At 72.8% G+C, this 25,501-nt stretch carries 21 protein-coding genes and 1 tRNA gene; 17 read left to right on the forward strand and 5 right to left on the reverse strand.

Annotation, left to right across the window (positions count from 1 at the left end; genetic code table 11):
• Positions 1-24 precede the first annotated feature (24 nt).
• The 7 genes from GA0070611_RS03035 (at position 25) to GA0070611_RS03065 (ending at position 9,598) form a co-directional block, all read left to right on the forward strand.
• Positions 25-948, forward strand: a complete 924-nt coding sequence (locus tag GA0070611_RS03035; protein ID WP_091656967.1) for a copper transporter — start codon at positions 25-27, stop codon at positions 946-948.
• A 58-nt stretch (positions 949-1,006) separates the two neighbouring features.
• Positions 1,007-1,870: a hypothetical protein gene (locus GA0070611_RS03040; RefSeq protein WP_091656970.1), complete on the forward strand. Its 864-nt coding sequence runs from the start codon at positions 1,007-1,009 to the stop codon at positions 1,868-1,870.
• Position 1,871: 1 nt separating this feature from the next.
• Positions 1,872-3,560 (forward strand): murein biosynthesis integral membrane protein MurJ, encoded by a 1,689-nt coding sequence (gene murJ / locus GA0070611_RS03045; protein ID WP_091656974.1) that lies wholly within the window; start codon positions 1,872-1,874, stop codon positions 3,558-3,560.
• Positions 3,557-4,690, forward strand: coding sequence for a glycosyltransferase family 4 protein (locus GA0070611_RS03050; protein ID WP_091656978.1), 1,134 nt, complete (start codon positions 3,557-3,559; stop codon positions 4,688-4,690). The genes murJ and GA0070611_RS03050 overlap by 4 nt, the downstream gene beginning before the upstream one ends.
• Positions 4,690-7,008 (forward strand): hypothetical protein, encoded by a 2,319-nt coding sequence (locus GA0070611_RS03055; protein WP_091656981.1) that lies wholly within the window; start codon positions 4,690-4,692, stop codon positions 7,006-7,008. Before GA0070611_RS03050 ends, GA0070611_RS03055 begins: the two co-directional genes overlap by 1 nt.
• 150 nt (positions 7,009-7,158) lie before the next feature.
• A complete protein-coding gene (locus GA0070611_RS03060) occupies positions 7,159-8,919 on the forward strand; it encodes a CTP synthase (RefSeq protein WP_091656986.1) in 1,761 nt (586 codons plus the stop codon).
• A 73-nt stretch (positions 8,920-8,992) separates the two neighbouring features.
• The gene (locus GA0070611_RS03065) at positions 8,993-9,598 is read left to right on the forward strand and encodes an NUDIX domain-containing protein (protein WP_091656989.1); all 606 of its coding nucleotides are present in this window, start codon (positions 8,993-8,995) and stop codon (positions 9,596-9,598) included.
• 67 nt (positions 9,599-9,665) lie between these two features.
• Here GA0070611_RS03065 and GA0070611_RS03070 read toward each other — a convergent pair whose 3' ends face one another.
• Positions 9,666-9,983 (reverse strand): TM2 domain-containing protein, encoded by a 318-nt coding sequence (locus GA0070611_RS03070; RefSeq protein WP_231921460.1) that lies wholly within the window; start codon positions 9,981-9,983, stop codon positions 9,666-9,668.
• 227 nt (positions 9,984-10,210) lie between these two features.
• Here GA0070611_RS03070 and ald point away from each other — a divergent pair, with 227 nt between their 5' ends.
• The 9 genes from ald (at position 10,211) to GA0070611_RS03115 (ending at position 18,786) form a co-directional block, all read left to right on the forward strand.
• On the forward strand, positions 10,211-11,326 hold the full coding sequence (gene ald / locus GA0070611_RS03075; RefSeq protein WP_091656997.1) for an alanine dehydrogenase: 1,116 nt from the start codon (positions 10,211-10,213) through the stop codon (positions 11,324-11,326).
• Positions 11,323-12,312, forward strand: coding sequence for a site-specific tyrosine recombinase XerD (locus tag GA0070611_RS03080; RefSeq protein ID WP_091672375.1), 990 nt, complete (start codon positions 11,323-11,325; stop codon positions 12,310-12,312). The genes ald and GA0070611_RS03080 overlap by 4 nt, the downstream gene beginning before the upstream one ends.
• A gap of 194 nt (positions 12,313-12,506) precedes the next feature.
• Positions 12,507-13,430 carry a ParA family protein gene (locus GA0070611_RS03085; RefSeq protein WP_091657002.1) on the forward strand — a complete coding sequence of 308 codons (924 nt, stop codon included), beginning with the start codon at positions 12,507-12,509 and terminating at the stop codon, positions 13,428-13,430.
• Positions 13,431-13,471: 41 nt separating this feature from the next.
• Positions 13,472-14,470: a segregation and condensation protein A gene (locus GA0070611_RS03090; protein ID WP_091672377.1), complete on the forward strand. Its 999-nt coding sequence runs from the start codon at positions 13,472-13,474 to the stop codon at positions 14,468-14,470.
• A gap of 4 nt (positions 14,471-14,474) precedes the next feature.
• Complete coding sequence (gene scpB / locus GA0070611_RS03095; protein ID WP_091657005.1) at positions 14,475-15,443, forward strand: SMC-Scp complex subunit ScpB; 969 nt, start codon at positions 14,475-14,477, stop codon at positions 15,441-15,443.
• The gene (locus tag GA0070611_RS03100; protein ID WP_091657007.1) at positions 15,430-16,200 is read left to right on the forward strand and encodes a pseudouridine synthase; all 771 of its coding nucleotides are present in this window, start codon (positions 15,430-15,432) and stop codon (positions 16,198-16,200) included. Before scpB ends, GA0070611_RS03100 begins: the two co-directional genes overlap by 14 nt.
• A gap of 195 nt (positions 16,201-16,395) precedes the next feature.
• Entirely contained in the window at positions 16,396-17,076 is a 681-nt protein-coding gene (gene cmk, locus GA0070611_RS03105) for a (d)CMP kinase (protein ID WP_091657009.1), read from the forward strand.
• Between the two features lie 76 nt (positions 17,077-17,152).
• Entirely contained in the window at positions 17,153-18,559 is a 1,407-nt protein-coding gene (der, locus tag GA0070611_RS03110) for a ribosome biogenesis GTPase Der (RefSeq protein WP_091657013.1), read from the forward strand.
• Between the two features lie 153 nt (positions 18,560-18,712).
• Positions 18,713-18,786 (forward strand) — tRNA-Pro (locus GA0070611_RS03115).
• A 115-nt stretch (positions 18,787-18,901) separates the two neighbouring features.
• Here GA0070611_RS03115 and GA0070611_RS03120 read toward each other — a convergent pair.
• The 3 genes from GA0070611_RS03120 to GA0070611_RS03130 form a co-directional block, all read right to left on the reverse strand.
• Entirely contained in the window at positions 18,902-20,113 is a 1,212-nt protein-coding gene (locus tag GA0070611_RS03120; RefSeq protein ID WP_091657017.1) for a tyrosine-type recombinase/integrase, read from the reverse strand.
• 3 nt (positions 20,114-20,116) lie between these two features.
• The gene (locus GA0070611_RS03125) at positions 20,117-20,326 is read right to left on the reverse strand and encodes a helix-turn-helix transcriptional regulator (RefSeq protein ID WP_091657022.1); all 210 of its coding nucleotides are present in this window, start codon (positions 20,324-20,326) and stop codon (positions 20,117-20,119) included.
• A 904-nt stretch (positions 20,327-21,230) separates the two neighbouring features.
• Positions 21,231-23,150, reverse strand: a complete 1,920-nt coding sequence (locus GA0070611_RS03130; protein ID WP_091657026.1) for an Hsp70 family protein — start codon at positions 23,148-23,150, stop codon at positions 21,231-21,233.
• Positions 23,151-23,433: 283 nt separating this feature from the next.
• Between GA0070611_RS03130 and GA0070611_RS03135 the strand changes: the two genes are divergently transcribed.
• The gene (locus tag GA0070611_RS03135) at positions 23,434-24,084 is read left to right on the forward strand and encodes a LysM peptidoglycan-binding domain-containing protein (protein ID WP_197675838.1); all 651 of its coding nucleotides are present in this window, start codon (positions 23,434-23,436) and stop codon (positions 24,082-24,084) included.
• A 146-nt stretch (positions 24,085-24,230) separates the two neighbouring features.
• On the opposite strand, the gene GA0070611_RS03140 is transcribed toward GA0070611_RS03135, so the two are convergent.
• On the reverse strand, positions 24,231-25,268 hold the full coding sequence (locus tag GA0070611_RS03140; RefSeq protein ID WP_091657031.1) for a recombinase family protein: 1,038 nt from the start codon (positions 25,266-25,268) through the stop codon (positions 24,231-24,233).
• Positions 25,269-25,501 lie beyond the last annotated feature (233 nt).

Below are 25,501 nucleotides of genomic sequence, written 5' to 3' on the forward strand. Positions count from 1 at the left end.
CCCGACGATCAAGAGGCTGTCAGCGTGATCAACTTTCGCTACCACGTGGTGTCCCTCACCGCGGTCTTCCTGGCGTTGGCGATCGGCCTGGTGGTCGGTACGGCCGCCCTGAACGGCCCGGTCGCCGACTCGCTCAAGGAACGGGTCAACGGGCTCAGCAAGGACAACCAGCAGATGCGCCAGTCGGTCAACAGCATGCAGAAGGAACTGGACATGGAGGAGGACTTCGCCGCCGAGATGGCGCAGGTCTACCTCCCGGGCAAGCTGACCGGCCGGCGGGTGCTGGTGCTCAGCCTGCCCAGTGGCCGCGACCACACCGAGGGTGTGGTGAAGATGCTCCAGACGGCCGGGGCGAACGTCACCGGCCGGGTCGACGTGCAGGACAAGTTCATCAACCCGGACAGCAACAACAACCTGCTGGAACTGGCCAGCTCCTCGCCGGTGGCCGGGCTGCCCGGCAACGGCAAGGGCGTCGAGACGTCCAGCGCGCTGCTGGCCAGCGTCCTGCTGGACCGGCCGCAGGGCAGCCCGGCGGTCTCCGAGGCCGAGCGTCGCAGCGTGCTGCAGTCGTACGCGACGGCCGGCTACCTCACCCCCGAGGACAAGATCTCCGGGCCCGCGGAGTCGGTCGTGCTGGTCACCGGCCAGCCGTACATCGACAAGGATGCGGGCCGCAAGGACGACGCGGTGGTGCAGATGGCCGAGCAGTTCGACAAGACCGGGGCGATCGTGGTCGCCGGCATGGGCTCGGCGGGCGGCAACGTGGTGGCCGTGGTCCGCGGTGATCCGGTGCTGACGCAGACCATCTCGACGGTCGACAACGCCAACAGTGTCCAGGGTCAACTGGTCACCGCGCTGGCCCTGGTGCAGCAGGTGACCGAGAAGAAGGCCGGCCAGTACGGCGTCGGTGACAACGCCGCCGGGCTGCTGCCTAAACTGCCCCAGTGACTCCGGCGCGCGTCCGGTTCGGGTCGGGTCGCGTCGGGAATCCGGATCGGAGGGTCACGTGAGACTGGGTCGGCTGCTGGCCGTCGGCGCGGGAGTCGCCGCCGCCCGCTACGTGCTGCGGGAGGTGCGCAGCTCGCCGGCCGCGCCCGCCCTGGAGCGGACGAACTTCCGGGGCCGCACGGTCACCCTGGCCGGTGGGCCGGCGCTGGCCGTCGGCGCGGCCACGGCCGGTGCGCTCGGCGCGAGCAGCGCGCCCGCCGGGGCCGCCGCGCTGCTCGCCGGGGTCGGGGCCGGCGGCGTCGGGCTGTACGACGACATCGTGGGCGCCCGCCCCGAGCAGAAGGCCGCCAAGGGCTTCGCCGGGCACCTGGCCGCGCTGCGCGAGGGCCGGGTCACCGCCGGCCTGGTGAAGGTCGCCGGGGTGGGCGCGGCCGGTCTGGGCGCGGCGGCGCTGCTCGCCGCCGACCCGCGGGTCGCCGCGCACCCCCGCCGGCAACGCGCCGGCACCTTCGGCCGGGGTGTGGACCTGCTGCTCGGCGCCGGCGTGGTGGCCGGCACCGCCAACCTGCTCAACCTGCTCGACCTGCGCCCCGGCCGGGCGTTGAAGTCCGGCCTGCTGCTCGGCGTCCCGCTGACCCGCGGCCCGCACGGCGGCATCGCGGCCGGCGCGGTCGGGGCGGCCGCGGGGCTGCTCGGCGAGGACCTCGACGAGCGGGTGATGCTCGGCGACAGCGGCGCGAACGCCCTCGGCGCGCTGCTGGGCGTCAGCCTGGCCGCCCGGACCGGGCCGCTGGGGCGCGCCGGCATCCTCGCCGTGGTCGCCGCGCTCACCGCCGCCAGCGAGAAGGTCAGCTTCACGCAGGTGATCCAGCGCACGCCGGTGCTGCGGGAACTCGACGCGCTGGGCCGGCTCGCCGACTGACGTGACGACACCGGCTCCCCTCGCCGGCGCCGGCCGGGTGGCCGGAGCAGCCGCGCTCATCGCCGTCCTCACCGTGGTCAGCCGGTTGGCCGGTTTCGGCCGTACCGCCGTGTTCACCTGGACGCTGGCCTCCACCGACCTGGGTGGGGCGTACCTGATCGCGAACAACGTCCCGAACTTCATCTTCGAGATCGTCGCCGGTGGCGCGCTGGCCAGCCTGGTCGTGCCGCTGCTCGCGGCGGCGGCCGAGCGGGGCGACCGGCGGGCGGTGGCCGCCACCACCGGGGCGCTGCTGACCTGGGTGCTGGCCCTGCTGGTGCCGCTGGCGGTGCTGGTGGCGCTCTTCGCCGAGCCGCTGGTGGCGGCGCAGGGCTCGGGCCTGACCGAGGCGCAGCAGCGCACCGGGGCCGAGATGCTGCGCCTGTTCGCCCCCCAGTTGCCGCTCTACGGCGTCGGGATCGTGCTCACCGGGGTGCTCCAGGCGCACCGCCGCTTCGCCTGGCCGGTCATCGCCCCGCTGCTGTCCAGCGTCACCGTCATCGCCGTCTACCTCGGCTTCACCGCGCTGGAGGGCACCGGAGCCACCGTGGGCGGGGTGAGCCCGGCGGGCCGGCTGCTGCTGGCCGGCGGCACCACCCTCGGGGTGGTGGTGCTCTCGCTGTCGCTGCTGATCCCGCTGCGCCGGCTGCGGGTGCCGCTGCGACCGGGCTTCCGGTTCCCCGCCGAGGCGCGAGCCCGGGTCGGCGCGCTGGCGGTGGCCGGGCTGGTGACCGTCGCGGCCCAGCAGGTCGCGCTGATCGTGACGTGGCAGCAGGTCTCCTACGGCTCCCGGGCCAACGTGGGCATCTACAACCTCGCCCAGACGATCTACTTCCTGCCCTGGGCGGTGCTCGCCGTGCCGCTGGCGGTGGCCGCGTACCCGACGCTGGCCGCGGCGCGGGTCGCCGGTGACGAGCGCGCCTACCGGGAGACGCTCGCCCCGGCGGTACGCGGGGTGGTGCTGTTCAGCCTGCTGGGCGCCGCCGCGCTGGTCGGCACGGCGATCCCGGTCGGGCACTTCTTCTTCGCCGGCGCGGCGGCCGGCACGGCGGCGGCCGGGATCACCGGGTTCGCGCCCGGGCTGCTCGGCTACGGCCTGTTCGCGGTGCTCACCCGGGCCCTCTACGCCCGGGGCGAGACCCGGGCGGCGACCGTCGCCACCGCGATCGGCTGGTTGACCGTGCCGGCCCTGGCGGTCCTGCTGGGGCACGCCCTGCCGCTGGCCGACCGGGTGCTGGCGGTGACGCTGGCCACGTCGGTCGGGATGCTGGTGCTCGGCGCCCTGCTGGTCGCCGCGGTGCTGCGCTGCGCCGGGCGTGCCGCGCTCGCCGGCGTCGGCCGGGCCGGCGTCGCCGGGCTGCTCGCCGCCACCGTCGCCGGGCTCGGCGGCGCGGGCACCTCCCGCTGGCTCGCTGGGCTGGGCGACGGGACCCCGACGACATCGGAGGCCCTCGTTCAGGGCATGCTGTCCGGGGTCGTGGTCGGCGTACTGTTCCTCGCCGTGGCCTGGCTGACCGACGCACGGGACCTGCGGCCGCTGCTGGCCGCCGTGACCCGCCGGGTGCGGCGCACCCGCCCCGGGGGCGGCGACACGCCGCAGGAGGAGGGCCCTTCGGCGCGGGGCGACGGGAAGGAGAGCATGTCCTCATGACGGACGCCTCGTCGCCGGCGCAGTGGCCCGGATCGGTGGCCCTGGTGCTGGCCTCCAGCACCGGAGGGGTCGGCCAGCACCTGCGGTCCCTGGCCCGGGGGCTGACCGCCGAGGGCACCGGCGTGCTGGTCTGCGGGCCCGCCGCCACCCAGGACCAGTTCGACTTCACCGCCGCCGGCGCGCGGTTCGTGCCGGTGGAGATCCCGGCCAGCCCCACCCCGGCCGACGCGCGGGCGGTCACCGCCCTGCGCCGGGCCCTCACCGACACCCCGGTCGACGTGGTGCACGCGCACGGGCTGCGCGCCGGGCTCGTCGCGGTGCTCGCCCGACCCGCTGCCCCGCTGGTGGTGACCTGGCACAACGCCGTGCTCGCCGGAGGCCTGCGCGGCGGGCTGTCACGGCTCGCCGAGCGGATCGTGGCCCGAAACGTACGCGTCGCGCTGGGCGCCTCCGCCGACCTGGTGGCGCGGGCCAGCGCGCTCGGGGCCACGGACGCCCGCCTCGCCCCGGTCGCCGCGCCGACGCTGCCCGCGCCGCGTCGCCGCCGGGCCGCCGTACGGGCGGAGTTCGGCGTCGGCCCCGACCGTCCGCTGATCCTGTCGGTGGGCCGGCTGCACCCGCAGAAGCGCTACGACATCCTGGTCGACGCCGCCGCCCGGTGGCGGACCCGCAACCCGGCGCCGGTGGTGGTGATCGCCGGCAGCGGGCCCGCGTACCTGCAGCTGGCCGCGCGGATCTCGGCGGCCCGCGCCCCGGTGACGCTGCTCGGGCACCGCACCGACGTGGCCGACCTGCTCGCCGGGGCGGACCTGGCCGTGGTGACCAGCGACTGGGAGGCCCGCCAGCTCTTCGCCCAGGAGGCGCTGCGGGCCGGGGTGCCGCTGGTCGCCACCGACGTGGGCGGCCTGCCGGAGCTGGTCGGTGACGGCGCGCTGCTGGTCCCGGCCGGCGACGTGGACGCCGTCGACGCGGCCGTGCGCGAGCTGCTGGACGACGAGACCCGCCGGGCCGAGCTGGGCCGCCGGGGCGCGGCCCACGCCGCGACCTGGCCGACCGAGGCCGACACCGTGCACACCCTGGCCGCGCTCTACGCCGAGCTGGTGCCGCAGCCGGCCTCGAGGACCCCGTGATGCTGCGTCGACTCACCCCGGTTCTGCTGACCCTGCTGGTGGTGGCGCTGGGCGTCACCGCGCTGGCGGCCCGGCCCGAGCAGGGTGGTCCGCGGCAGCGGGCCGACTTCGTGGTGCTGGCCGGGGTGGCCGGGCTGCGCTGGGAGGACGTGGACCCGCAGACCACCCCCACGCTGTGGCGGATGGCCGAGCAGGGGTCCATCGGGTCCCTGTCGGTGCGCTCCGCGCACCGGCCGACCTGCCCGGTGGACGGGTGGCTGACCCTCGGCGCGGGCAACTTCGCCGCCTGGCGCGGCGGCGCCCGGGTGGGCGGCTGCCCGGCCACCGGGGTGAGCGTGGAACAGCCCGACGGGATCGGCGCGAACCTGCCCGACCAGCCGGGTGTGGTCGCGTACAACCAGGACCGGCTCTCCTGGGGTGCGACGCCGGGCGCGCTGTCGGAGTCGGTGCGCTGCTCGGTGGCGGTCGGGCCGGGCGCGGCGGTGGCCGCCGCCCGCCCGTTCGGGCGGGTCGACCGGTACGCGCCGGTGCTGCCCGCCGACCCGGCCCAGCTGCTCGGCTCGTGCGTGCTCAGCATCGTCGACCTGGGCACGGTGGACGGCGAGAGCCCGGCGGTGCGCGCGGCGCAGGCCCGCCAGGCCGACGCTCAGCTCGCCCGGATCCTGGCGGCCCGGCCACCGCGGTCGCTGGTGCTGGTCGCCGGGGTCTCCGACACCGACGTGCCGTCGCGGCTGCACGTGGCCGTCGCCGACGGTCCCGGCTGGGAGCGGGGCTGGCTGACCTCGCCGAGCACCGGTCGCGACGGATACCTGCAACTGGTGGACCTGGCGCCGACCGCCCTGGCAGCGCTGGGCCGGCCGATGCCCGATCGGCTCTTCCGGGGCCGTGCCGCGGTCCCCGTCGAGGGCCGCCCGGCCGACCTGCGGGCCGCGATCGACCGGCCGGCGGACGCCGACCGGGAGGCCGGCGCCCAGGGCCGGGTCGCGGGCATGTTCTTCACCCTGCTCGCCGTCGCCCAGGTGGTGCTCGCCCTGGCCGTGGTGCCGCTGCTGCGCCGGGCGCGTCGGCTCGCCGGCCCGCACGGCCCGGAGCCGGTGTCGCCGCGGGTGGTGGCGGCGGTGGAACTGCTGCTGATCGCCGCCGCGCTGGCGGTGCCGGCGGCGTTGCTCGCCGACGCGGCGCCCTGGTGGCGGGGGGAGCACGCCGGCTGGTGGTTCGGGGTGGTCACCGCCCTGCTGGTGGTCGGCGGCACGGCCGCCGTCCGGTTCAGTCCCGGGCACGGCAGCACCCTCGGCCCGCTCGGCGCGGTCGCCGGGTTGGCCACCCTGGTGGTCGGGGTGGACGTGCTCACCGGCTCGCGGCTGCAGCTCAACGGGGTGGTCGGCTACTCGTCCTCGCAGGGCGGCCGGTACGCCGGTCTGGGCACCGTGGGGTTGGGTGTCTTCATCGCCGGGGCGCTGCTCTGCGGCGGCTGGCTCGCCCAGCGGGTCCGCCGGCCCTGGCGGCCGATGATGATGGTGGCCGTCGGTGGCACCGCCGTGGTGATCGTCGGCAGTCCGTACCTGGGCGCGGACTCGATCGGCGCGATCGCGTTGACCGCCGGGGTGAGCGTGGCGGCCGCGATCTGCTCCGGTGGCTGGCTGACGGTCAGCCGGCTGGCCTGGGCCACCATGGCGGGGCTCGCGGTCACCATCGGTTTCGCGCTGGTGGACCTGCGCCGGCCGGCGGGGGAGCGGGGCAGCGTCGGTCGGTTCCTGGCCGCCCTGGGCGACGGTACCGGCGGGCTGACCGTGCACCGGGCCAGCAGCGCCAACTTCGAGACGCTGGTCAACAGCCCGCTCACCGTGCTGGCGCTGGCCGGCGCGGCGTTGGTCTGGCTCGCCCTCTACCAGCCGTGGGGCGGTCTGATGCGGCTGTTCGGCATCTATCCGGCGATCCGGGCCGCGATGGCGGGCACCGCCGTGGCGGCCGGCCTCGGTGGGCTGCTCAGCGGCGCGGGGCTGGACGTGGTCGGGGCGGCGGGTGCCCTGGTGGTGCCGATGGCGGCCCTGGCGGCGCTGCGGGTGCTGGACCACTCCACCGACCGCACCCGCCCCGACGGCGGGCGGCCGGGGCAGGAGGGGCCCACCGGCGGTCCGGCGGACGGCGGGGACCGCCCGGACAGTGGTCGTACGCCCGGCCCGGGCGACCCGGAGGAGACCTCCGACACGCCGGCGGAACCGCCCACCGGGGACGAGCCGCCGCGGAACGGGCCGGTGGCCGGCGTCCGGGTCCCCGCCCAGGGCCGCGCGGCATCGACCGGGGTGCCCGCCGGTTGAGCCGGAGCCGGATTCACGTGCCCGGACCGCGGGTGCGGGGGCGGTACGGGCCGACGGAGGTGTTACCGTGGAATCCCGTGGATCGCGTGATCACTTGGCTGATCGGCACGGCGGTTCGCACGACCGCTACGGACGACACGGGAGCAGGCGTTGGCCCCTTCAGCACGGACGACCAGGCACATTTTCGTCACCGGGGGCGTCGCCTCCTCGCTGGGTAAGGGCCTCACCGCCTCCAGCCTCGGCACCCTGCTGACCGCGCGTGGGCTACGCGTGGTCATGCAGAAGCTCGACCCGTACCTCAACGTGGACCCGGGGACGATGAACCCGTTCCAGCACGGCGAGGTGTTCGTCACCGAGGACGGCGCGGAGACCGACCTGGACGTCGGGCACTACGAGCGGTTCCTCGACCGGGACCTGTCCGGCAAGGCGAACGTCACCACCGGCCAGATCTACTCGGCGGTGATCGCCAAGGAGCGGCGCGGCGAGTACCTGGGCGACACCGTCCAGGTCATCCCGCACATCACCAACGAGATCAAGGCGCGGATCCTGGGCATGGGGGAGCCGGACGCCGAGGGCCAGGTGCCCGACATCGTGATCACCGAGGTCGGCGGCACCGTCGGCGACATCGAGTCGCTGCCCTTCCTGGAGGCGATCCGGCAGGTCCGCCACGACCTGGGCCGGGACAACTGCTTCTACCTGCACGTGTCGCTGGTGCCGTACCTGGCCCCGTCGGGTGAGCTGAAGACCAAGCCGACCCAGCACTCGGTGGCGCAGCTGCGCAGCATCGGTATCCAGCCCGACGCGCTGGTGCTGCGCTGCGACCGGGAGATCCCGGACAAGGTGAAGGAGAAGCTCTCCCTCTACTGCGACGTGGACCGGGAGGCGGTCACCGCCGCCCCGGACGCGCCGAGCATCTACGACATCCCGAAGGTGCTGCACCGCGAGGGCCTCGACGCGTACGTGGTGCGCCGGCTCGGCGTGTCGTTCCGGGACGTGGACTGGAGCAGCTGGGACGACCTGCTGGAGCGGGTGCACCAGCCCCGGCACACGGTCACCGTGGCGCTGGTCGGCAAGTACGTCGACCTGCCGGACGCGTACCTGTCGGTGAGCGAGGCGATCCGGGCCGCCGGGTTCGGTCACCGGGCCCGGGTGCAGCTCAAGTGGGTGCCCAGCGACGACTGCGTCACCCCGGCCGGCGCGGCCGCCGCCCTGGCCGGCGTGGACGGCATCGTCATCCCCGGCGGGTTCGGGGTACGCGGCATCGAGGGCAAGATCGGCACCACCCGGTACGCGCGGGAGAACGGCGTCCCGCTGCTCGGGCTCTGCCTGGGCCTGCAGTGCATGACCATCGAGGTGGCCCGGCACCTGGCCGGCCTGGACGGCGCGAACTCGCTGGAGTTCGACGAGGAGGCCGTGCACCCGGTCATCGCCACCATGGCCGACCAGGAGGACATCGTCGCCGGCAAGGGCGACCTGGGCGGCACCATGCGGCTCGGGGCGTACCCGGCGAAGCTGGCCGAGGGGTCGCTGGTCGCCGAGGCGTACGGCAGCACCGAGGTCAGCGAGCGCCACCGGCACCGCTACGAGGTGAACAACGCCTACCGCGACCAGCTCACCAAGGCCGGCCTGCAGATCTCCGGCACCTCGCCGGACGGGCGGCTGGTCGAGTTCGTCGAGCTGGACCGCACGCTGCACCCGTTCTTCGTGGCCACCCAGGCGCACCCGGAGCTGAAGAGCCGGCCGACCCGGCCGCACCCGCTCTTCTCCTCGTTCGTGAAGGCGGCGATCGCCTACTCCGAGGCCGACCAGCTCCCGGTGGACCTGGACGCCGCGGCGGCGCAGGCCCCGGCGGAGAAGAAGGCGGGCCGCAACGGCACGGCCGCCGCCGCGAAGGCGGCGTCCGCCTCGTGAGCGGGCGCGAGCGAGCCGTCCGGCTCAGCAGCGGGGCGCCTCGCGCCGCCGCCGGGCGCAGCGAGGTGGCGGCGTGAGCGCCGTCGAGCACCGGTACGAGGTGACCGCGCATCGCGAGATCTTCTCCGGCCGGATCTTCTCGGTGGTCAGCGACGACGTGACCATGCCCGGTGGCGGCACCGCCTCCCGCGACTACGTCACGCACGTCGGCGCGGTGGCCGTGGTGGCGCTGGACGAGGCGGGTCAGGTGGTGCTGATCCGCCAGTACCGGCACCCGGTCGGCCGGCACCTGTGGGAGCTGCCCGCCGGGCTGATGGACGTCGGCGGCGAGGACCTCGACGCGGCCGCGCTGCGGGAGCTGGCCGAGGAGGCCGACCTGACCGCCGGCACCGTCGACGTGCTGGTGGACCTGCACTCCTCGCCGGGGTTCACCAACGAGGTGGTCCGGGTCTTCCTGGCCCGTGACCTCGCCGACGTGCCCGCCGCGCAGCGCCACGAGCGCCGCGAGGAGGAGGCGGACCTGCAGGTCGTGCGGGTCGACCTGGACGAGGCGGTGCGGATGGTGCTGGCCGGGGAGATCACCAACGCGTCCTGCGTGGCCGGGCTGCTCGCCGCCGCCCGGGCCCGTGACACCGGCTTCGCCGAGCTGCGCCGACCGCAGGCGCCGCTGCCCCGCTGAGCGGGACTCCGACGACGAAGGGGCCGCGCGGTGCATCGCACCGCGCGGCCCCTTCGTGTGTCGGCGCTCAGTCGCGCAGCGGCCGGCCCTGGGCGTCGACGCCACCGTTGACGAGGATCAGGATGCCGTCGATGAGGCCCCAGATGCTGCCGAGACCGCAGGTCACGAGCGTCACGACGAGCTGGATCACACCGGTCTTGGTGTCGCCGATGTAGAACCGGCCGACGCCGAAGCCGCCGAGGAGGATCTGCAGGATGCCCGCGACGACCTTGCTCTTGTCGGACACGCCCTGCGGGTACTGCTGGTAAGGAGGAGTGGTCATGAGCGGACACCTTAGTGATCCACTGCCGTCCTGTCCGCATCGCCGTCCCCGCGGTGGGACGATGTTGCTGAACTTTGTCCTGACGGCTGAGGTGGTCTCCACCGCCCAGCCCGGTCCACGCCTGACACATCGTCAGGACGACCGGGCACCGGGTGTCACTGTGCTGGCTTCCGGGTACTCCACACGCGCCTAGACTGCCGCCGGCGGGACCGGTGGACCGGGTCGGCAATGGGGCCGGCACGGCGCCGTGCAGTCGGGGATGAGCAGCCCCGGAGGAAGGTGTCTGCATCGTGAAGGTCGGAATCCCACGCGAGGTCAAGAACCACGAGTACCGCGTGGCGATCACGCCCGCGGGCGTCAACGAGTTCACCCGCCACGGCCACGAGGTCTTCGTCGAGGCCGGTGCCGGCGTCGGTTCCAGCATCACCGACGACGAGTTCGCCGCCGCCGGCGCGAAGATCCTCGGCACCGCCGACGAGGTCTGGGACGCCGCCGAGCTGGTGCTCAAGGTCAAGGAGCCGATCGCCGAGGAGTACCACCGGATGCGCGAGGGGCAGGTGCTCTTCACCTACCTGCACCTGGCCGCCTCCAAGGACTGCACCGACGCGCTGGTCGAGCGCAAGGTCACCGGCATCGCGTACGAGACCGTCGAGCTGCCCGACCGGTCGCTGCCGCTGCTCGCCCCGATGTCCGAGGTGGCCGGCCGGCTCGCCCCGCAGGTGGGCGCCTTCTACATGATGCGCACCGGCGGTGGCCGGGGTGTGCTGCCCGGCGGCGTCTCCGGCGTGTACGCGGCCAAGACCGTGGTCATCGGCGCCGGCGTGTCCGGGCTGAACGCCGCCGCGATCGCGCTGGGCCTGCAGTCGGAGGTGCTGCTGCTGGACAAGAACGTCGCGCGGCTGCGGTCCGCCGACGCCATCTACCGGGGCCACCTGCAGACCGTGGCCTCCAACGCGTACGAGATCGAGCGGGCCGTGCTCGACGCGGACCTGGTCATCGGCGCGGTGCTGGTGCCCGGCGCGAAGGCCCCGAAGCTCATCTCCAACGAGCTGGTGTCCCGGATGAAGCCGGGCAGCGTGCTCGTCGACATCGCCATCGACCAGGGCGGCTGCTTCGAGGACTCGCGTCCCACCACGCACGCCGACCCGGTCTACAAGGTGCACGACTCGATCTTCTACTGCGTGGCGAACATGCCCGGCGCGGTGCCGAACACCAGCACCTACGCGCTGACCAACGTCACCCTGCCGTACGCCCTGGAGCTGGCCAACCAGGGCTGGCGGCAGGCGCTGCGCAACGACGCGGCGCTGGCGCTGGGCCTGAACACCCACGACGGTCGGGTCGTCTACGGCCCGGTCGCCGAGGCGCACGGCATGGACGTGCTGCCGCTGGCCGAGGTGCTGGCCTGACCGACACGCCTGCGCAGCCGGCCGGCGCGGAACCCGCGCCGGCCCTGCGCCGCGCCGTGCGCGGCTACCTCGACCATCTCACCGTCGAACGTGGACTGGCCGCCAACACCCTCGCCTCGTACCGCCGGGACCTGGAGCGCTACCTGTCCACCCTGGCCGAGGTGGGGGTGCACGACCTGGCGGCCGCCGGCGCCGGCGTCGTCGAGGCGCACCTGGCGCGGCTGCGCGCCGGCGACGCCGACCACCCGCCGTTGGCCGTCTCGTCGACGGCCCGGGCCGCCAGCGCGGTACGCGGCCTGCACCGCTTCGCGCTGCGCGAGGGACTGACCGGCGCCGACCCGGCCCGCGACGTGCGTCCACCCACGCCCGCGCGCCGGCTGCCCCGGGCGCTGCCCGTCGAGGACGTGCTGCGGCTGCTGGAGACCGCCGGGCCGGTCACCGCCACCGGCGACACCGCCCCCCGCGCGCTGCGTGACCGGGCGCTGCTGGAATTCCTGTACGGCACCGGCGCACGCATCTCCGAGACTCTCGGCGCCGCCGTCGACGACCTGGACCTCGACGAGGGCACCGTGCTGCTGCGCGGCAAGGGCGGCAGGAGCCGACTGGTGCCGATCGGCGGGCACGCCGTGGCCGCCGTGCGCGCCTGGCTGGTGCGGGGCCGCCCGGCGCTGCTCGCCGCCGGCCGGGGCACCCCGGCGGTCTTCGTCAACGCCCGCGGCGGCCCACTGACCCGCCAGGGCGCGTGGGCGGTGCTGCGCGCCGCCGCCGAGCGGGCCGGCCTGCCGGTGACCGGCGCCGAGGCGGTCTCCCCGCACACCCTGCGCCACTCGTACGCCACCCACCTGCTCGACGGCGGCGCCGACGTGCGGGTGGTGCAGGAACTGCTCGGCCACGCCTCGGTCACCACCACCCAGGTGTACACGTTGGTCACCGTGGAACGGCTGCGTGAGGTCTACGCGACCGCCCATCCCCGGGCCCTCGGCTGACCGGCGCACCGCGGGGCGCCCGCGCGGGCGCCCCGACACGCCGACCCGGTACCGAACGCGCTGCTGGCGCGTGGCGTACAGTCGGCATCGGCGCGGACCTCCAGGGGCGACGGACCGGGAGTGCGCGGGCGGCGCCGCGAGGGACGTCGGACGGCTCCGACGCCGGGTGGTCGTCGGGAGGGGGCAACGAGGACATGGCTGGCAACGGTGACCGTGCCGAGACGTGGACGTCGGAGCTCCGCGAGCAGCAGGCGACGCTCGGCGCCGACCTCGGGCCGGCGGATCCCGCCGCCTACACCATGCGCAAGCCGATCCCCGAGCCGATGCCGACCGATCGGCACGGCCCGGCGCGGATCATCGCGATGGCCAACCAGAAGGGTGGCGTCGGCAAGACCACGACCACCATCAACCTGGGCGCGGCTCTCGCCGAGTACGGCCGCAAGGTGCTGCTGGTCGACTTCGACCCGCAGGGCGCGCTGTCGGTCGGCCTGGGCGTCAACCCGCACAACCTCGACCTGTCGGTCTACAACCTGCTGATGCAGGACGATGTCACCGCCGAGGACGTGCTCATCAAGACCGACGTGGCGGGGCTGCACCTGCTGCCGGCCAACATCGACCTCTCCGCCGCCGAGATCCAGCTGGTCAACGAGGTCGCCCGCGAGATGGCGCTGGCCCGGGTGCTGCGCACCATCCGCAAGGAGTACGACTTCATCCTGATCGACTGCCAGCCCTCGCTGGGCCTGCTGGCGATCAACGCGCTGACCGTCGCGCACGGCGTGCTCATTCCGCTGGAGTGCGAGTTCTTCAGCCTGCGCGGCGTCGCGCTGCTGCTGGACACCATCGACAAGGTCCGCGAGCGGCTCAACTTCGACCTGGAACTCGAAGGCATCCTCGCCACCATGTACGACAGCCGCACCACCCACTGCCGCCAGGTGCTGCAACGGGTCGTGGAGGCGTTCGGCGACAAGGTCTACCAGACCGTGATCACCAAGACGGTCAAGTTCCCCGAGTCGACCGTGGCCGGCGCCCCGATCACCACCCTCGACCCGGCGTCCTCCGGCGCCCGCAACTACCGGCAGCTGGCCCGCGAGGTGATCGCCGCCGAGACCGACCGGTAGGTCGCCCGTCCGGTGCGCGCAGCGTGGACTACGGTTTGCCGGTGACCGCACCGCCGCTGGACCCGACCGCCGACCCGGCCACCGCCGCCGGGCTGGCCGCCGAGGTCGACGGCGTGGTCCCCGCCGACCCGGCCACCGTCGAGGAGGCCAGCGGCTTCACCGTCCGGCTGGCCAACTTCACCGGCCCGTTCGACCTGCTGCTGCAACTGATCAGCAAGCACAAGCTGGACGTGACCGAGGTGGCCCTGCACAAGGTCACCGACGAGTTCATCGCCTACATCCGGGCCATGGGCGACCAGTGGGACCTCGACGAGACCAGCGAGTTCCTGCTCATCGCCGCCACCCTGCTCGACCTCAAGGCGGCCCGGCTGCTGCCCGCCGCCGAGGTGGAGGACGAGGAGGACCTGGCCCTGCTGGAGGCCCGGGACCTGCTCTTCGCCCGGCTGCTGCAGTACAAGGCGTACAAGGAGGCGGCGGCGCACATCGCCGAACTGGAGTCGGTCGGTGGCCGCCGCTACCCGCGCGCGGTCAGCCTGGAACCCCGCTACGCCGAGGCGCTGCCCGACCTGGTGCTCGGCATCGGCCCGCAGCGGCTGCTGAAACTGGCGCTGCGGGCGATGACCCCGAAGCCGGTGCCCGAGGTGTCCATCGCCCACGTGCACATGGTCCGGGTCAGCGTCCGCGAGCACGCCGAGATCATCACCGCCCGGCTGCGCCGCGCCGGCACCGCCACCTTCTCCCTGCTCTGCGCCGACTGCGAGATCACCCTGGAGGTGGTGGCCCGCTTCCTCGCGCTGCTGGAGCTCTACCGGCAGGGCCTGGTCGCGTTCGTGCAGGAACAGGCCCTCGAAGAGCTGACGGTCCGCTGGACCGGCCCGGCCGACGGTGAGACCGAACTGAGCATCGACGAGTACGCCGGCACCCCGGACGACGCCCCCGCCGACAGTGCGCCGGGTGCCGCCGTGCCCGCCCCCGCCGCCGCGCCCGTTGACGCCCTGCCCGCCGACGCGGCGGGCGAGCCCGCACCGACGCAGGAGTGACCTGATGAGCGACGAGGAGCGCCGCGACTCGCTGGCCGACCAGGCCGCCGCCTGGATCCCCCCGTGGGAGCGCCCCACCCCGCCGAAGCCCGCGCCCCCGGCCGACGAGGCCGGGCCGTCGGCGCCCGTGATCCCGAACGGCGACAGTTCCCCGAATCCGGCGACCGACCCTGACCCGGCAACCGCCCCCGAACCGGGAGCCGTCGCCGGTCCTGGCGGGAATCGGGCCGTGGACGAGCCGGATTCTGTCCCCGTCCCGGCCGATGCCGCCGACTCGGCGACGTCCGCCGCCACCGGCGGGGTCGGTGAGTCCGGTCACGGTGTCGGCCCCGACACGGTGGCGGGGGACAGCGGGGTAGTGGGCGGCGTACCGGCCCGGCGGGGGAGGCGGAGGGCGGCGCCCGTACCGGAGCCCGCGCCGGAGCTGGACGACGCCGAGCTGCGCGGCGCGCTGGAGGCGATCCTGCTGGTGGTGGACCAGCCGGTCAGCGAACTGACCCTGGCCCAGGTCCTCGACCAGGCCCCGGAGCGGATCGGCCCGATGCTCGACGACATCGCCGCCGGGTACACCGCTGCCGGGCACGGCTTCGAGCTGCGCCGGGCCGCGGGTGGCTGGCGTCTCTACACCCGCCCGGAATACGCGACCTACGTCGAGCGGTTCGTGTTGGAGGGCCAGACGGTACGCCTGACCCAGGCCGCGCTGGAGACTCTCGCGGTGATCGCCTACCGGCAGCCGGTGACCCGGTCACGGATCTCCGCCATCCGGGGTGTCAACTGCGACGGGGTGATCCGTACCCTGGTCACTCGCGGCCTGATCGAGGAGGCCGGCACCGAGACGGACAGCGGGGCGTTCCTGTACCGGACCACCACGATGTTCCTGGAGAAGCTCGGGCTGAACTCCGTGGACGACCTGCCGCCCCTGGCCCCCTTCCTGCCCGACGACGTAGAAGAGCTTGCCGATGCGACGCGATAACCGTGCCCCGAAGCCCGACGCCCCCGTGTACGAGGGCGCCGAGCGCCTGCAGAAGGTGCTCGCCGCCGCGGGGGTGGGTTCGCGGCGCGCCTGCGAGGACCTGATCTTCCGGCGCCGGGTCACCGTCAACGGGCGGGTCGCGCAGCTCGGCGACCGGGCCGACCCGACCCGGGACGTGATCTACGTCGACGGCGAGCGGCTGCAGGCCGACGTGCGGCTGGTCTACGTGGCGATGAACAAGCCGCGCGGGGTGGTCACCACGATGGCCGACGAGAAGGGCCGCACCGAGCTCGCCGACTTCATCGGCGCCCGGCTGGAGCAGCGGGTCTACCACGTCGGGCGGCTCGACGCCGACAGCGAGGGCCTGCTGCTGCTGACCAACGACGGCACGCTGGCCCACAAGCTGATGCACCCGTCGTACGAGGTGCTCAAGACCTACCTCGCCGAGGTGGCCGGGCCGATCCCGCGCAACCTGGCCAAGCGCCTGACGACCGGCGTCGAGCTGGAGGACGGGCCGGTCAAGGTCGACTCCTTCAAGCTGGTCGGCACCCTGGGCAAGACCGCCCAGGTGGAGCTGAGCCTGCACGAAGGGCGCAAGCACATCGTCCGGCGCCTGATGGCCGAGATGGGACACCCGGTGTCGCGGCTGGTGCGTACCTCGATCGGGCCGATCAAGCTGGGCGACCTGCGCACCGGGCGGCTGCGCCGGCTGACCAACGCGGAGGTCGCCGCCCTGTTCAAGACGGTGGGTGACTGACCGGAGTCGTCCGGGGTACGGCTCCCGGTAGGCTTCGACGCGGCCCGCGGGCCGACGGGTGGTGGCGCGGGTCGCCCCCGGCGGCGGCGCGTGTGGCCGACCCGCGCGGTGCGGGCATGATTGACGACGATGGAAACCGCTCAACGGCGCCGGAGAAACCGGCGACCTGCGAGGTACGGGCTGAGGAGGACAACGGTGGAGGAAAACGTACCGGCCGGGCGCTGCGTGGTCGCTGTGGACGGGCCGTCCGGTTCGGGTAAGTCCACCGTCTCGCGGCGGCTGGCGGTCAGCCTCGGCGCGCACTACCTGGACACCGGCGCGATGTACCGGGCGCTGACCTGGGCGGTGCTGCGCTCCGGCGTCGACCTGGGCGACACCCAGTCGGTGGCCAAGGTCGCCGGCGAGGTCGACCTGCGCATCGGCACCGACCCCCAGGGGTACGCGGTGACCGCCGACGGCGTGCACGTGGAGAAGGAGATCCGCGGGGCCGAGGTGACCGGCGCGGTCTCCGCGGTGGCCGCCGTTCCCGCCGTCCGTGAGCTGCTGGTGGCCCGGCAGCGGCAGCTGATCGCCCACGCCGGACGGATCGTGGTCGAGGGCCGTGACATCGCCTCGGTGGTGGCCCCCGACGCCGACCTGAAGGTCTACCTGACCGCCTCCGAGGCGGCCCGGGCCCGCCGGCGCAGCGCCGAGGACGCGGCCGACGTGGCCGCGACCGCCGCCGACCTGGCCCGCCGGGACAAGATCGACTCGACCCGCACGGTCAACCCGCTGCGGCAGGCCGCGGACGCGGTCGAGCTGGACACCACCGACCTGGGCATCGACGAGGTCGTCGCCCGGCTGCGTGAGCTGCTCACCGAGCGGGGCGTGGCGTGAGCGAGCGGAGCGAGCGAACCATCAGGCTCAGTAGCGGGGCGCCTCGCGCCACCGCCGAGCGAAGCGAGGCGGGGGCGTGAGCGAGGACTTCGGCGGGTGGGTCGAGTTGCGTGACCCGGAGCCCGAGACCGCGGAGCCGACCGGCCCGCGCCCGGTGGTGGCCGTGGTCGGCCGCCCCAACGTCGGCAAGTCGACGCTGGTCAACCGGATCATCGGCCGCCGGCAGGCGGTCGTCGAGGACATCCCCGGCGTGACCCGCGACCGGGTCCCGTACGACGCGCAGTGGAACGGCCGCGAGTTCACCGTGGTGGACACCGGCGGCTGGGAGCCCGACGCGAAGGACCGCGCCGCGGCGATCGCCGCGCAGGCCGAGATCGCCGTCGCCACCGCCGACGTGGTCATCTTCGTGGTCGACGCGATGGTCGGCTCGACCGATGTGGACGAGGCCGCGGTGAAGATGCTGCGCCGCAGCAACAAGCCGGTGATCCTGGTCGCGAACAAGGCCGACAACACCTCGATCGAGATGGAGGCGACCGCGCTCTGGTCGCTCGGTCTCGGTGAGCCGTTCCCGATCTCGGCGCTGCACGGCCGCGGCTCCGGCGACCTGCTCGACGCGATCCTGGCCGCGCTGCCCGAGGCCCCGAAGATCGTCGAGAACCGGCCGCGCGGACCGCGCCGGGTGGCCCTGGTCGGCCGCCCCAACGTCGGCAAGTCCAGCCTGCTCAACCGCTTCTCCGGCGAGGACCGGGCGGTCGTCGACTCGGTCGCCGGCACCACCGTCGACCCGGTCGACAGCCTGGTCGAGATCGGCGGGGAGACCTGGCAGCTGGTGGACACCGCCGGGCTGCGCAAGCGGGTCGGCAAGGCCAGCGGCACCGAGTACTACGCCAGCCTGCGCACCGCCTCGGCGATCGAGGCGGCCGAGGTCGCCGTGGTGCTGCTCGACTCCAGCGAGGTCATCAGCGAGCAGGACCAGCGGATCCTCACCATGGTGGTGGAGGCCGGCCGGGCCCTGGTCATCGCCTTCAACAAGTGGGACCTCGTCGACGCCGACCGCCGCTACTACCTGGACAAGGAGATCGACCGGGAGCTGCGCCGCATCCCCTGGGCGATCCGGCTGAACCTGTCCGCGATGACCGGCCGGGCCGTCGACAAGCTCGCCCCGGCGCTGCGCAAGGCCCTGGCGAGCTGGGAGGCCCGTATCCCCACCGCGCAGCTCAACCAGTGGCTGACCGCCCTGGTCCAGGCGACCCCGCACCCGGTCCGCGGTGGCCGCGCGCCGCGCATCCTGTTCGCCACCCAGGCCGGGGTGGCCCCGCCGCGCTTCGTGCTCTTCACCACCGGCCCGCTGGACGCCGGCTACCAGCGCTTCGTCGAGCGCAAGCTGCGCGAGGAGTTCGGCTTCGAGGGCACCCCGATCGACATCTCGGTACGCGCCCGCAAGAAGCTCGGCCCGGGTGGTCGGGGCAAGGCCCACGGCTGACCCTGTCGTTCCCACCGCCCCGGGCGGCGCCGTCCTCCGACGGTGCCGCCCGGGCGCGTTTTCCGACACGGTACGGGAGGGGCCTGTGCGCGGGGGGCGAAGATCCTGCGCTAAGCTGTACCGGCTGCCGCGGGGAACATCGCGCGGGGGCATCGGGACGTGGCGCAGCTTGGTAGCGCACTTGACTGGGGGTCAAGGGGTCGTCGGTTCGAATCCGGCCGTCCCGACAAAGAAAAAAGCCCTGACCAGCGAGAATGCTGGTCAGGGCTTTGATTTTCTTCTATGAAGTTTTGAACCGCCCCCCGAAAACCCCCCATTTACGGGGTACGGCAACCAAGTTCATCATCGGTGTGCATCGTTGTGTGCTGCTGGTGGCTGCTGCCCCTTCCGGCTGGTGCCGAGTCGCTCGAGGATGTCGGACACGTCCGGGGCTTGGACGGGCTTGGCGATGTAGTAGGTCTCGGTGACCTCCTCGCTGGAGTGCCCAAGCTGGGCTGCGGCGCTCTTGGTGTCGGTCTCCTCCTTGATCAGGGTGGCCACGGTCTTGCGGAAGGTGTGCGGGGTGACCCAGTCGAGGTCGGCGTCGGCACGTGCCTGGCGCCACTGGCGGCGCACGTTGTTGGGCGACAGCCAGGTGCCGCGTCGAGAGGCGAAGATCGCGTCACGCGGATTCTCTGCGGCGCCGAGCTTCCGGGCCAGGAGCATGCCGACCGCGAACCGCGGCAGGACGACCATCCGATAGCCGGCGTCACTCTTGGTCCTCGGTTGTCGGAAGAGACCCTGGCCTTTGACGAAGACCAGGGTGCCGCAGATCGTCAGGGTCGGTCGTTCGGCGGCGAGGTCCAGGTCTTCCCAGCGCAGGGCGAGGATCTCTCCGATGCGCGCACCGGTGGCGAGCATGAGGTCGACGACGTCGGCCAGGTCGCCGGTGTGTCGGGGCCCCGGCTTGCCGGCGACCGGTTGCTGCCATTCGCGGATGGCCGTGCGAACTGCCTGGAGATGCTCATCGGTGAGAGCGACTACTGTCCGGCGGGGTTTACGTAGCCGCCTGGTGTCGCGTACGGGGTTGGTCGGGATCGCGCCGTGGCGTACGGCCAACGCGAACATCTGGCCGAGGACGACCTTGACGCCCTTGGCCGTCGAAGGGCGATCCTTGGCGATGTCGCGTAGGAACCGGTCGAGGCGGCCGACGCTGGCTTCTCGGATCCGGAGGTTGCCCAGGGCGGGCGCGATCGTGGTGCGAACGCTGGTCTCGTACCGGTGGATGGTCTGGGGTGCGATCCGTTCCTCGGCGGTGATCTCTTCGACCCACAGCTCGGCGAGTCTGCTGACGCGGGTCTCGCGGGTGATGTCGTCGTCGTTGGGGGTGGCGCGGTCGCGGAGCTTGACCTTCAGAGCTCGTTCAGCGGCCGGGCCGGTGGTGTCGGTGGCCTCGATGTCGCGGGTCTTGCCGTCGTAGTCACGGAACCGGGCGCGTGCCCGGAACCGGTTGGGGCCGAGCTTCTCGGTGCGGATCTTGCCCGAGGTGCCGATCGGCAGTTCAGGTCGGGCCATGGCTCACCGCTCCGCGTCGGTGTGGTCGTCGAGCCAGCGTTCGACCTCGCTGCGCCGCCAGCGCAGCGTGTTGCCGACACGGATGGCGCGGGGGCCCTTGCCGCGGCTGTGCCAGGCGTAGAGGGTGTTCTTCGGCTTGCCCAGCCAGGCGGCGAGTTCGTCGATGGTCAGTAGCGGGTCGGGCCGCCATTCGGGGGCGGCGGGGCTGTTCATCGCCGGCCCCAGGTGTTGGCCGAACGGGGCCGCTGGCGTGGTGTGGTGCGGCCGGCAGATCGCCGGTTGGTGCCGACGCCAGACGGCACGAATTCGGGGCCTGGGCGGGGATAGGACGGGCATGGATCGGGCTTCCTTTCGGGGTCACAGCGCCGCTGGGACCGGGGGTTGATCGTGCTGCCGCCGCGATGTGCGGTCGCGTCATTTGTCGCTTGTGGACGTCTATCCACCCGTTGTGGCCGCCAGGTGTCAAGCGCGCTCTCGATCGCGGTGGCCGCGATGCGCTGCTGGCTTTGCGGAGCGCCTGAGCAGGCATCCTTGTTGTGGGCCTTCAGGTCGCTGACCAGCGGACAGAGGGCTCTGGGGGTGCCGTTGCTCGGCTGTGAGATGGCACGTGCGCCCGTACGGGATCCGGGCGTGCAGGAGTGTTCTGCCAGGGCGGTAGTAGCCACTCCTGTGTTCGAGACGATGAAGATCGGGCGATTCTGAAGTGTTCGCATGGTCTTGGCCTTTCGCTGTAGCTGCTGAGGGTGAGGTGCTCGCGGCGGCAGTGACCGCACTGCGGCGATAGCCGGAGTGCGTATGTCGCCAGCGGTCTTGGCCGGGTACGTCGGCCGGCTGAAGAGGTCGGTGGGTTCGGACTGGTTGAGCCGAACGTCGTCGGAACTCGGATGAACGCCTTGATGCGATGCCTCGCTCGCTCGAACGGACGCGTGCAGATAGCCCGCCGAGCGGAGAGCTCGGCGGGCTGGCTTGCATGGAGTGGACGCCGCCGATCTGGCGGCCTGTCAGCGGCTAGACACTTGTACCGGCGCAGGTGACGACGGCGTCCTCCACCTGAACGTCGGCGAGCGCGTCGCTTGAACCGGCGACCTCACCCGCTCGATGCTTGGCTCTGGCGCTGTCAGGCGGTGGGGCCGCCCGTGAGACGGCCTAGCGTCTGCCTGACGTTGGGGTAGGCGAGTCGCAGGGTGTGTGCGGCGAGGTGGGTTGCCCACCAGGTGAGGGCGACGAGGTAGCCGATGATCAGTGCGCTGCTGGTGTTGCTGGTGACGACGATGGCGTAGCCGATGGCGAGGCCGGGTGCGGTGACGGTGCGGATGGTGCGGCTTCGGCTGGCGGTCAGGGCGGTGGCGATGCCGAGCAGCGCGGCTCCGGCGCTGCCGATGAGGCCGGGCATGCCGGTGAGGTCGACCGGTGGGGTGAGGGTGAGTGCTGCCTGCATGAGGTAGATGCCGATGCCGGCGGTTGCGGTGTGTAGGACCGCTGGTCGGGTGCGTGCGAGCCAGTCGGGCAGCTGCGGGGCGGGGATGCGGGGTGCTGTGGCCGCGATGACGGCGGCGCAGGCGGCAAGCGGTAGCGCGGAGCCCAGGGTCCATTTCAGGTACGGCTGGTAGTCGTATTCGACGGCGGTGCCGGTGGCGAGGCCGTAGAGGGCTGCGGCGATCGTGCCGCCGGCTGCGGCGGCGAGGTATCCGCGTCGGATGAGGCTGCCGGTCGCCGGCTCGGGTGTGGTCGGGGTGGACGTTCCGGCGAGCCAGGTGGTGGGGGCGAGGTGCGCCACGGCGAACGCGGTGATCATGGCGAGTGCGCCTGCGACGCCGAGCTGGGGCAGTGAGGTGCGCACGCCGATGACTCGGTAGTCGACGGTGACGACATCTGCGGTGAAGACTGCCTGTAGGAGCAGGGCGAGGGAGCAGCCGCCGATGAGAATGGCGCTGGTCAGGTCCCGGATACGGAGTCGCACCCGTGGTAGTTGGGTGTCGGCGGCGGTGGGTTGTGCGTGGTGGTGCGCTGTGGTGAGGGACAAGGCGCCGTCGGCGAGGGCGTGGGAGTGGCCGATGAGGCTGGTCGGCGTGTGACCGGTGGCTGCCGCGAGCCGCTCTTGCAGGCCCGGTATCGCTTCGGCTTCGTGGTGGATGACGTTGGCGAGGTGGTGACGGTCTACGTCAGCCGCGTCGAGGATGTCCTGGACCGCGCCGTCGACTGCGTCGAGGAGTGGCTGGGCTGCGGCGGTGACGTCGTCGCGGGTGATGACGGCGGGCTGGCGGGGTGCGGGTAGGAGGACGGGTGCGCGGTCCTGCGTCGTCAGGAGTTGCCGGGCCTGGCGGATGGACTCCAGCAGCGCTACCGCACCGTGTTCCTGAGCGGATTGGGTTGTCTCGGCCGGCGGCGGGTCGTCGTCCTTGGTGCTAGTGCCGGTGAGCTGCTGGGCGAGCGCGTGGTCCAGGTCGTGGGTCAGGCTGATCGGTCGGGTCGCGAGTTCGCGGTATCCGTCGGGGTCGGCTTGGAGGACGGTCAGGGTGATCCGGTGCCGGTCGGCTTGGCAGACCAGCAGGCAGGAGCCGTTAGGGACGGTGCCGGCTGTGGCGTAGGCGGCGAGTGCAGCTGGCGCGGTGACCATGGCGGGGGCGGGGAGACTGGCGCGAGTCGCCGCGTCGGTCAGATGCCCTCGTCGCCGAGGCCCCCAGGCCGAGGGGATCGTGACGGTGAGAGCGTCGACGGGAACTCCGGTCTGCCGGACGGCCTGATCGGCGATGTGCCACAGCTGACCGGCGAGCAACTGCACGGCGTCGAGCGGCGGCTGGTTCCTGGCTGCGCCGAGCAGCTCCAGCGGATCGTCGATGAACTGGTGGTCCGCCGAGGGCTCGGACGGCGCGGCTGCGCCCACGTGTAGCTGACCGGAGGGGCCGACGCTGAGCCCGTGAGGCATGACGATGCGGCCGTTGAGCATGACGGGGATCCGGGTGCCGTGTAAGTCGGCGGTGGCGGCGATGACCGCCGAGGTGAGGTCGATCGACAGTCGGATGCCCCCGTTTGGCATGTGAGGCAGTCTCTCTCGGCGGGGGTGGAGATCGTCAATCGCCGCTCTGTCGAGTGATCCTTTGTGCGCGGATGGTGAGAATCCTTCCTCGCGGGATGGTCATCGGCGCCCGTTGCCCTGTATGCGAGAAGGAGGTCGGTATCGGGCGGGGGGAGACAGGGTGCCGCAGGAGTCCCCGGGTAGAGGTGACCGGCTGGCCGAGTACGTGCGTCCCACGGTCTACGCCCCACCCGTCCAGACTGCGCCGCGTCGTTCGGCGCAGCGGGCGTCCTCCCTGGCCCGGATGATCCGTGCCGCTGTGGGCTCGGCGGCTTTCCTGGGTGGGCTACCTGCCCTGCTGTTGCTTCTCGGCGGCAATCCTGTACGGCGGTTGCCGTCGGGGTCGCAGCTGGTGGCGTGGTTCGACCAGCCCAGCGGACGATTCACCCCGACCGTGCTCGCGGGCGCAGTCATCTGGGTGCTGTGGCTCCTGTGGGCTGCCCTGGCGCTGCTACTGGTCGCCGAACTGGTTGCCCTCGCGACCCGCTCGCGGATCCGGGTGCTGCGACTTCCCGCACCGCTGCACCGGCTCGTGTTCGGTTTGGCCGGTACCGCGGCGATCGCCGTCACCTCCGCCGGCAACCTCTCCGCCATCGACGGGGGAGGCAGGTCACCCGCCGCGGTCGCCCCAGTAGACGCTGCACAGGCCGTCCCTCGACAGGCCGTTGCGCGCGGACCCGCGCTGATCCAGGTCGCCCACACCCGATACCTCTACACCGTCGAGCGACACGACACCCTGTCCAAGGTCGCCAAAGACTGGCTCGGCGACGCCGACCGGTGGCCGGAGATCTGCCGCCTGAACAAGCACCGCCACTTCCCCGAAGTCGGCGGCACCCTGCGCGACTGCGACCTCATCTACCCAGGCTGGGAACCTTGGTCCTCGACGGCGTCCTAAATGGACCCGTGGTTCGACGTAGGCTATCGCAGAGACGGAGAGAGAGGGAGCAGGATCAGGAATCGATAGACGCTGAGAAGGCGGGCTCCCCACGAACTGCTCCACCCATAGGTGGCGGGGGTGGAGCACCGCCGAACGATCAGCCGTCACAGCAATGGGATCGACGCGGACAGCGTGGGGCCCGGTTGGGTTTTGGTTTGTGTTGATCCTCGGACACAAACCATTACCCCACGGTGCGCGCTTAGATCCACTGAAGCGCGCACCGTTTGCGTTTCAGGCCGGAAGGTGAGCCGAAGGCCGAGCTGCCGGTAGACCTCGGCCTTATCGGCCGGGTTGGCGTCGCGGAGCACGGCGGCGATGTCGCCGAGCGCGGTCACCAGGGTCGTGATTTCTGCTCGGCTCATCCGGCGCGGTGTGGTACCCGCGTTCGCGCCTAGATCTGCTTCCGCGCGGGCGCGTTCGGCCTGTGTCTGGGTGATCCAACCAGTGACGACCGCGGGGTCGGCACCAGCGTCGAGGGCGGCGCGGTAGCGCTCCAGCTTGGCGTCGCACTCGGTGATGATCTTCTGGGCTGCTGTGCCGGTTGCGGGCGGGTGATTTAGGGGCTGGGCGTCGGTCATCGCGGTGATCGTTTGTTCGATGCGGTGGGGTGCGAAGGCGGAGGCCAGCCAGGTGTCGAGGGGGTCGGTGAGGGCGTCTTCCCGGAGGTACACGTTGCGGGGATGTGGGACCTGGTTGGCGAGGGCGTACTCCTGGGGGAATCGGCAGCGGTAGTAGGCGTCGCCGTGGTTGTACTGGCCCTGCATGCGTCGGTTGCGGGCGGCGCAGTAGATCAGTCCGCGGAAGACGTACGGGTTGCGGGTGCGCTGCCTTACGTGTTGTCCACCGGGTCCCCGGCCCCGCCGTCGCAGGATGGCTTGGGCCTGCTCGAAGGTCGCGTCGTCGATGAGTGGCTCGTGGGTGATCTCCTTGGAGACCACCCACTTGTCGCGAGCGTTCCAGTGCATCACCCCGGTGTGGCCCATCGCCACGTCGTCGACGTCGAGCAGCACCTTGTCGGTGCGTTGCTTGTTCCACACCTGCCGGCCGGTATAGCGGGGGTTGGTGAGGATGACGCGGACGGCGCTCTTGGACCAGGCGGTGCCGGTTGCGGGCGCGGTCGTGCGCTGATGGGCAGGGCACATGATTGGCGGTGAGGCCCTCGGCGATGGCGAAGATGCCGTAGGGATCCAGCTGTGGTTGCTGTCGTCCCACTCGCTCGAGGCGATCGTCAGCAGCGGTTCAAGCGGCGTTCCGCAGTCCTGGCAGGGCAGGGGCTGCGGGTCGGTGAAGCTCCAGGGCGTCCAGCCGCCAACTTTCCAGCGCGGTGCGACGGAACGCCGACTCTGCCTGGTCGTACACGCTGCCCGGCGCGGCG

The sequence above is a fragment of the Micromonospora auratinigra genome (assembly GCF_900089595.1).
Taxonomy (GTDB): Bacteria; Actinomycetota; Actinomycetes; order Mycobacteriales; family Micromonosporaceae; genus Micromonospora; species Micromonospora auratinigra.

Coding starts and splice junctions, on each gene's coding strand:
- GA0070611_RS03050 (WP_091656978.1), top strand. CDS start 3,557: ATGACGGACGCCTCGTCGCCGGCGCAGTGGCCCGGATCGGTGGCCCTG.
- GA0070611_RS03055 (WP_091656981.1), top strand. CDS start 4,690: ATGCTGCGTCGACTCACCCCGGTTCTGCTGACCCTGCTGGTGGTGGCG.
- GA0070611_RS03085 (WP_091657002.1), top strand. CDS start 12,507: ATGGCTGGCAACGGTGACCGTGCCGAGACGTGGACGTCGGAGCTCCGC.
- scpB (WP_091657005.1), top strand. CDS start 14,475: ATGAGCGACGAGGAGCGCCGCGACTCGCTGGCCGACCAGGCCGCCGCC.
- GA0070611_RS03100 (WP_091657007.1), top strand. CDS start 15,430: ATGCGACGCGATAACCGTGCCCCGAAGCCCGACGCCCCCGTGTACGAG.
- GA0070611_RS03120 (WP_091657017.1), bottom strand. CDS start 20,113: ATGGCCCGACCTGAACTGCCGATCGGCACCTCGGGCAAGATCCGCACC.
- GA0070611_RS03125 (WP_091657022.1), bottom strand. CDS start 20,326: ATGAACAGCCCCGCCGCCCCCGAATGGCGGCCCGACCCGCTACTGACC.
- GA0070611_RS03130 (WP_091657026.1), bottom strand. CDS start 23,150: ATGCCAAACGGGGGCATCCGACTGTCGATCGACCTCACCTCGGCGGTC.
- GA0070611_RS03135 (WP_197675838.1), top strand. CDS start 23,434: ATGATCCGTGCCGCTGTGGGCTCGGCGGCTTTCCTGGGTGGGCTACCT.
- GA0070611_RS03140 (WP_091657031.1), bottom strand. CDS start 25,268: ATGTGCCCTGCCCATCAGCGCACGACCGCGCCCGCAACCGGCACCGCC.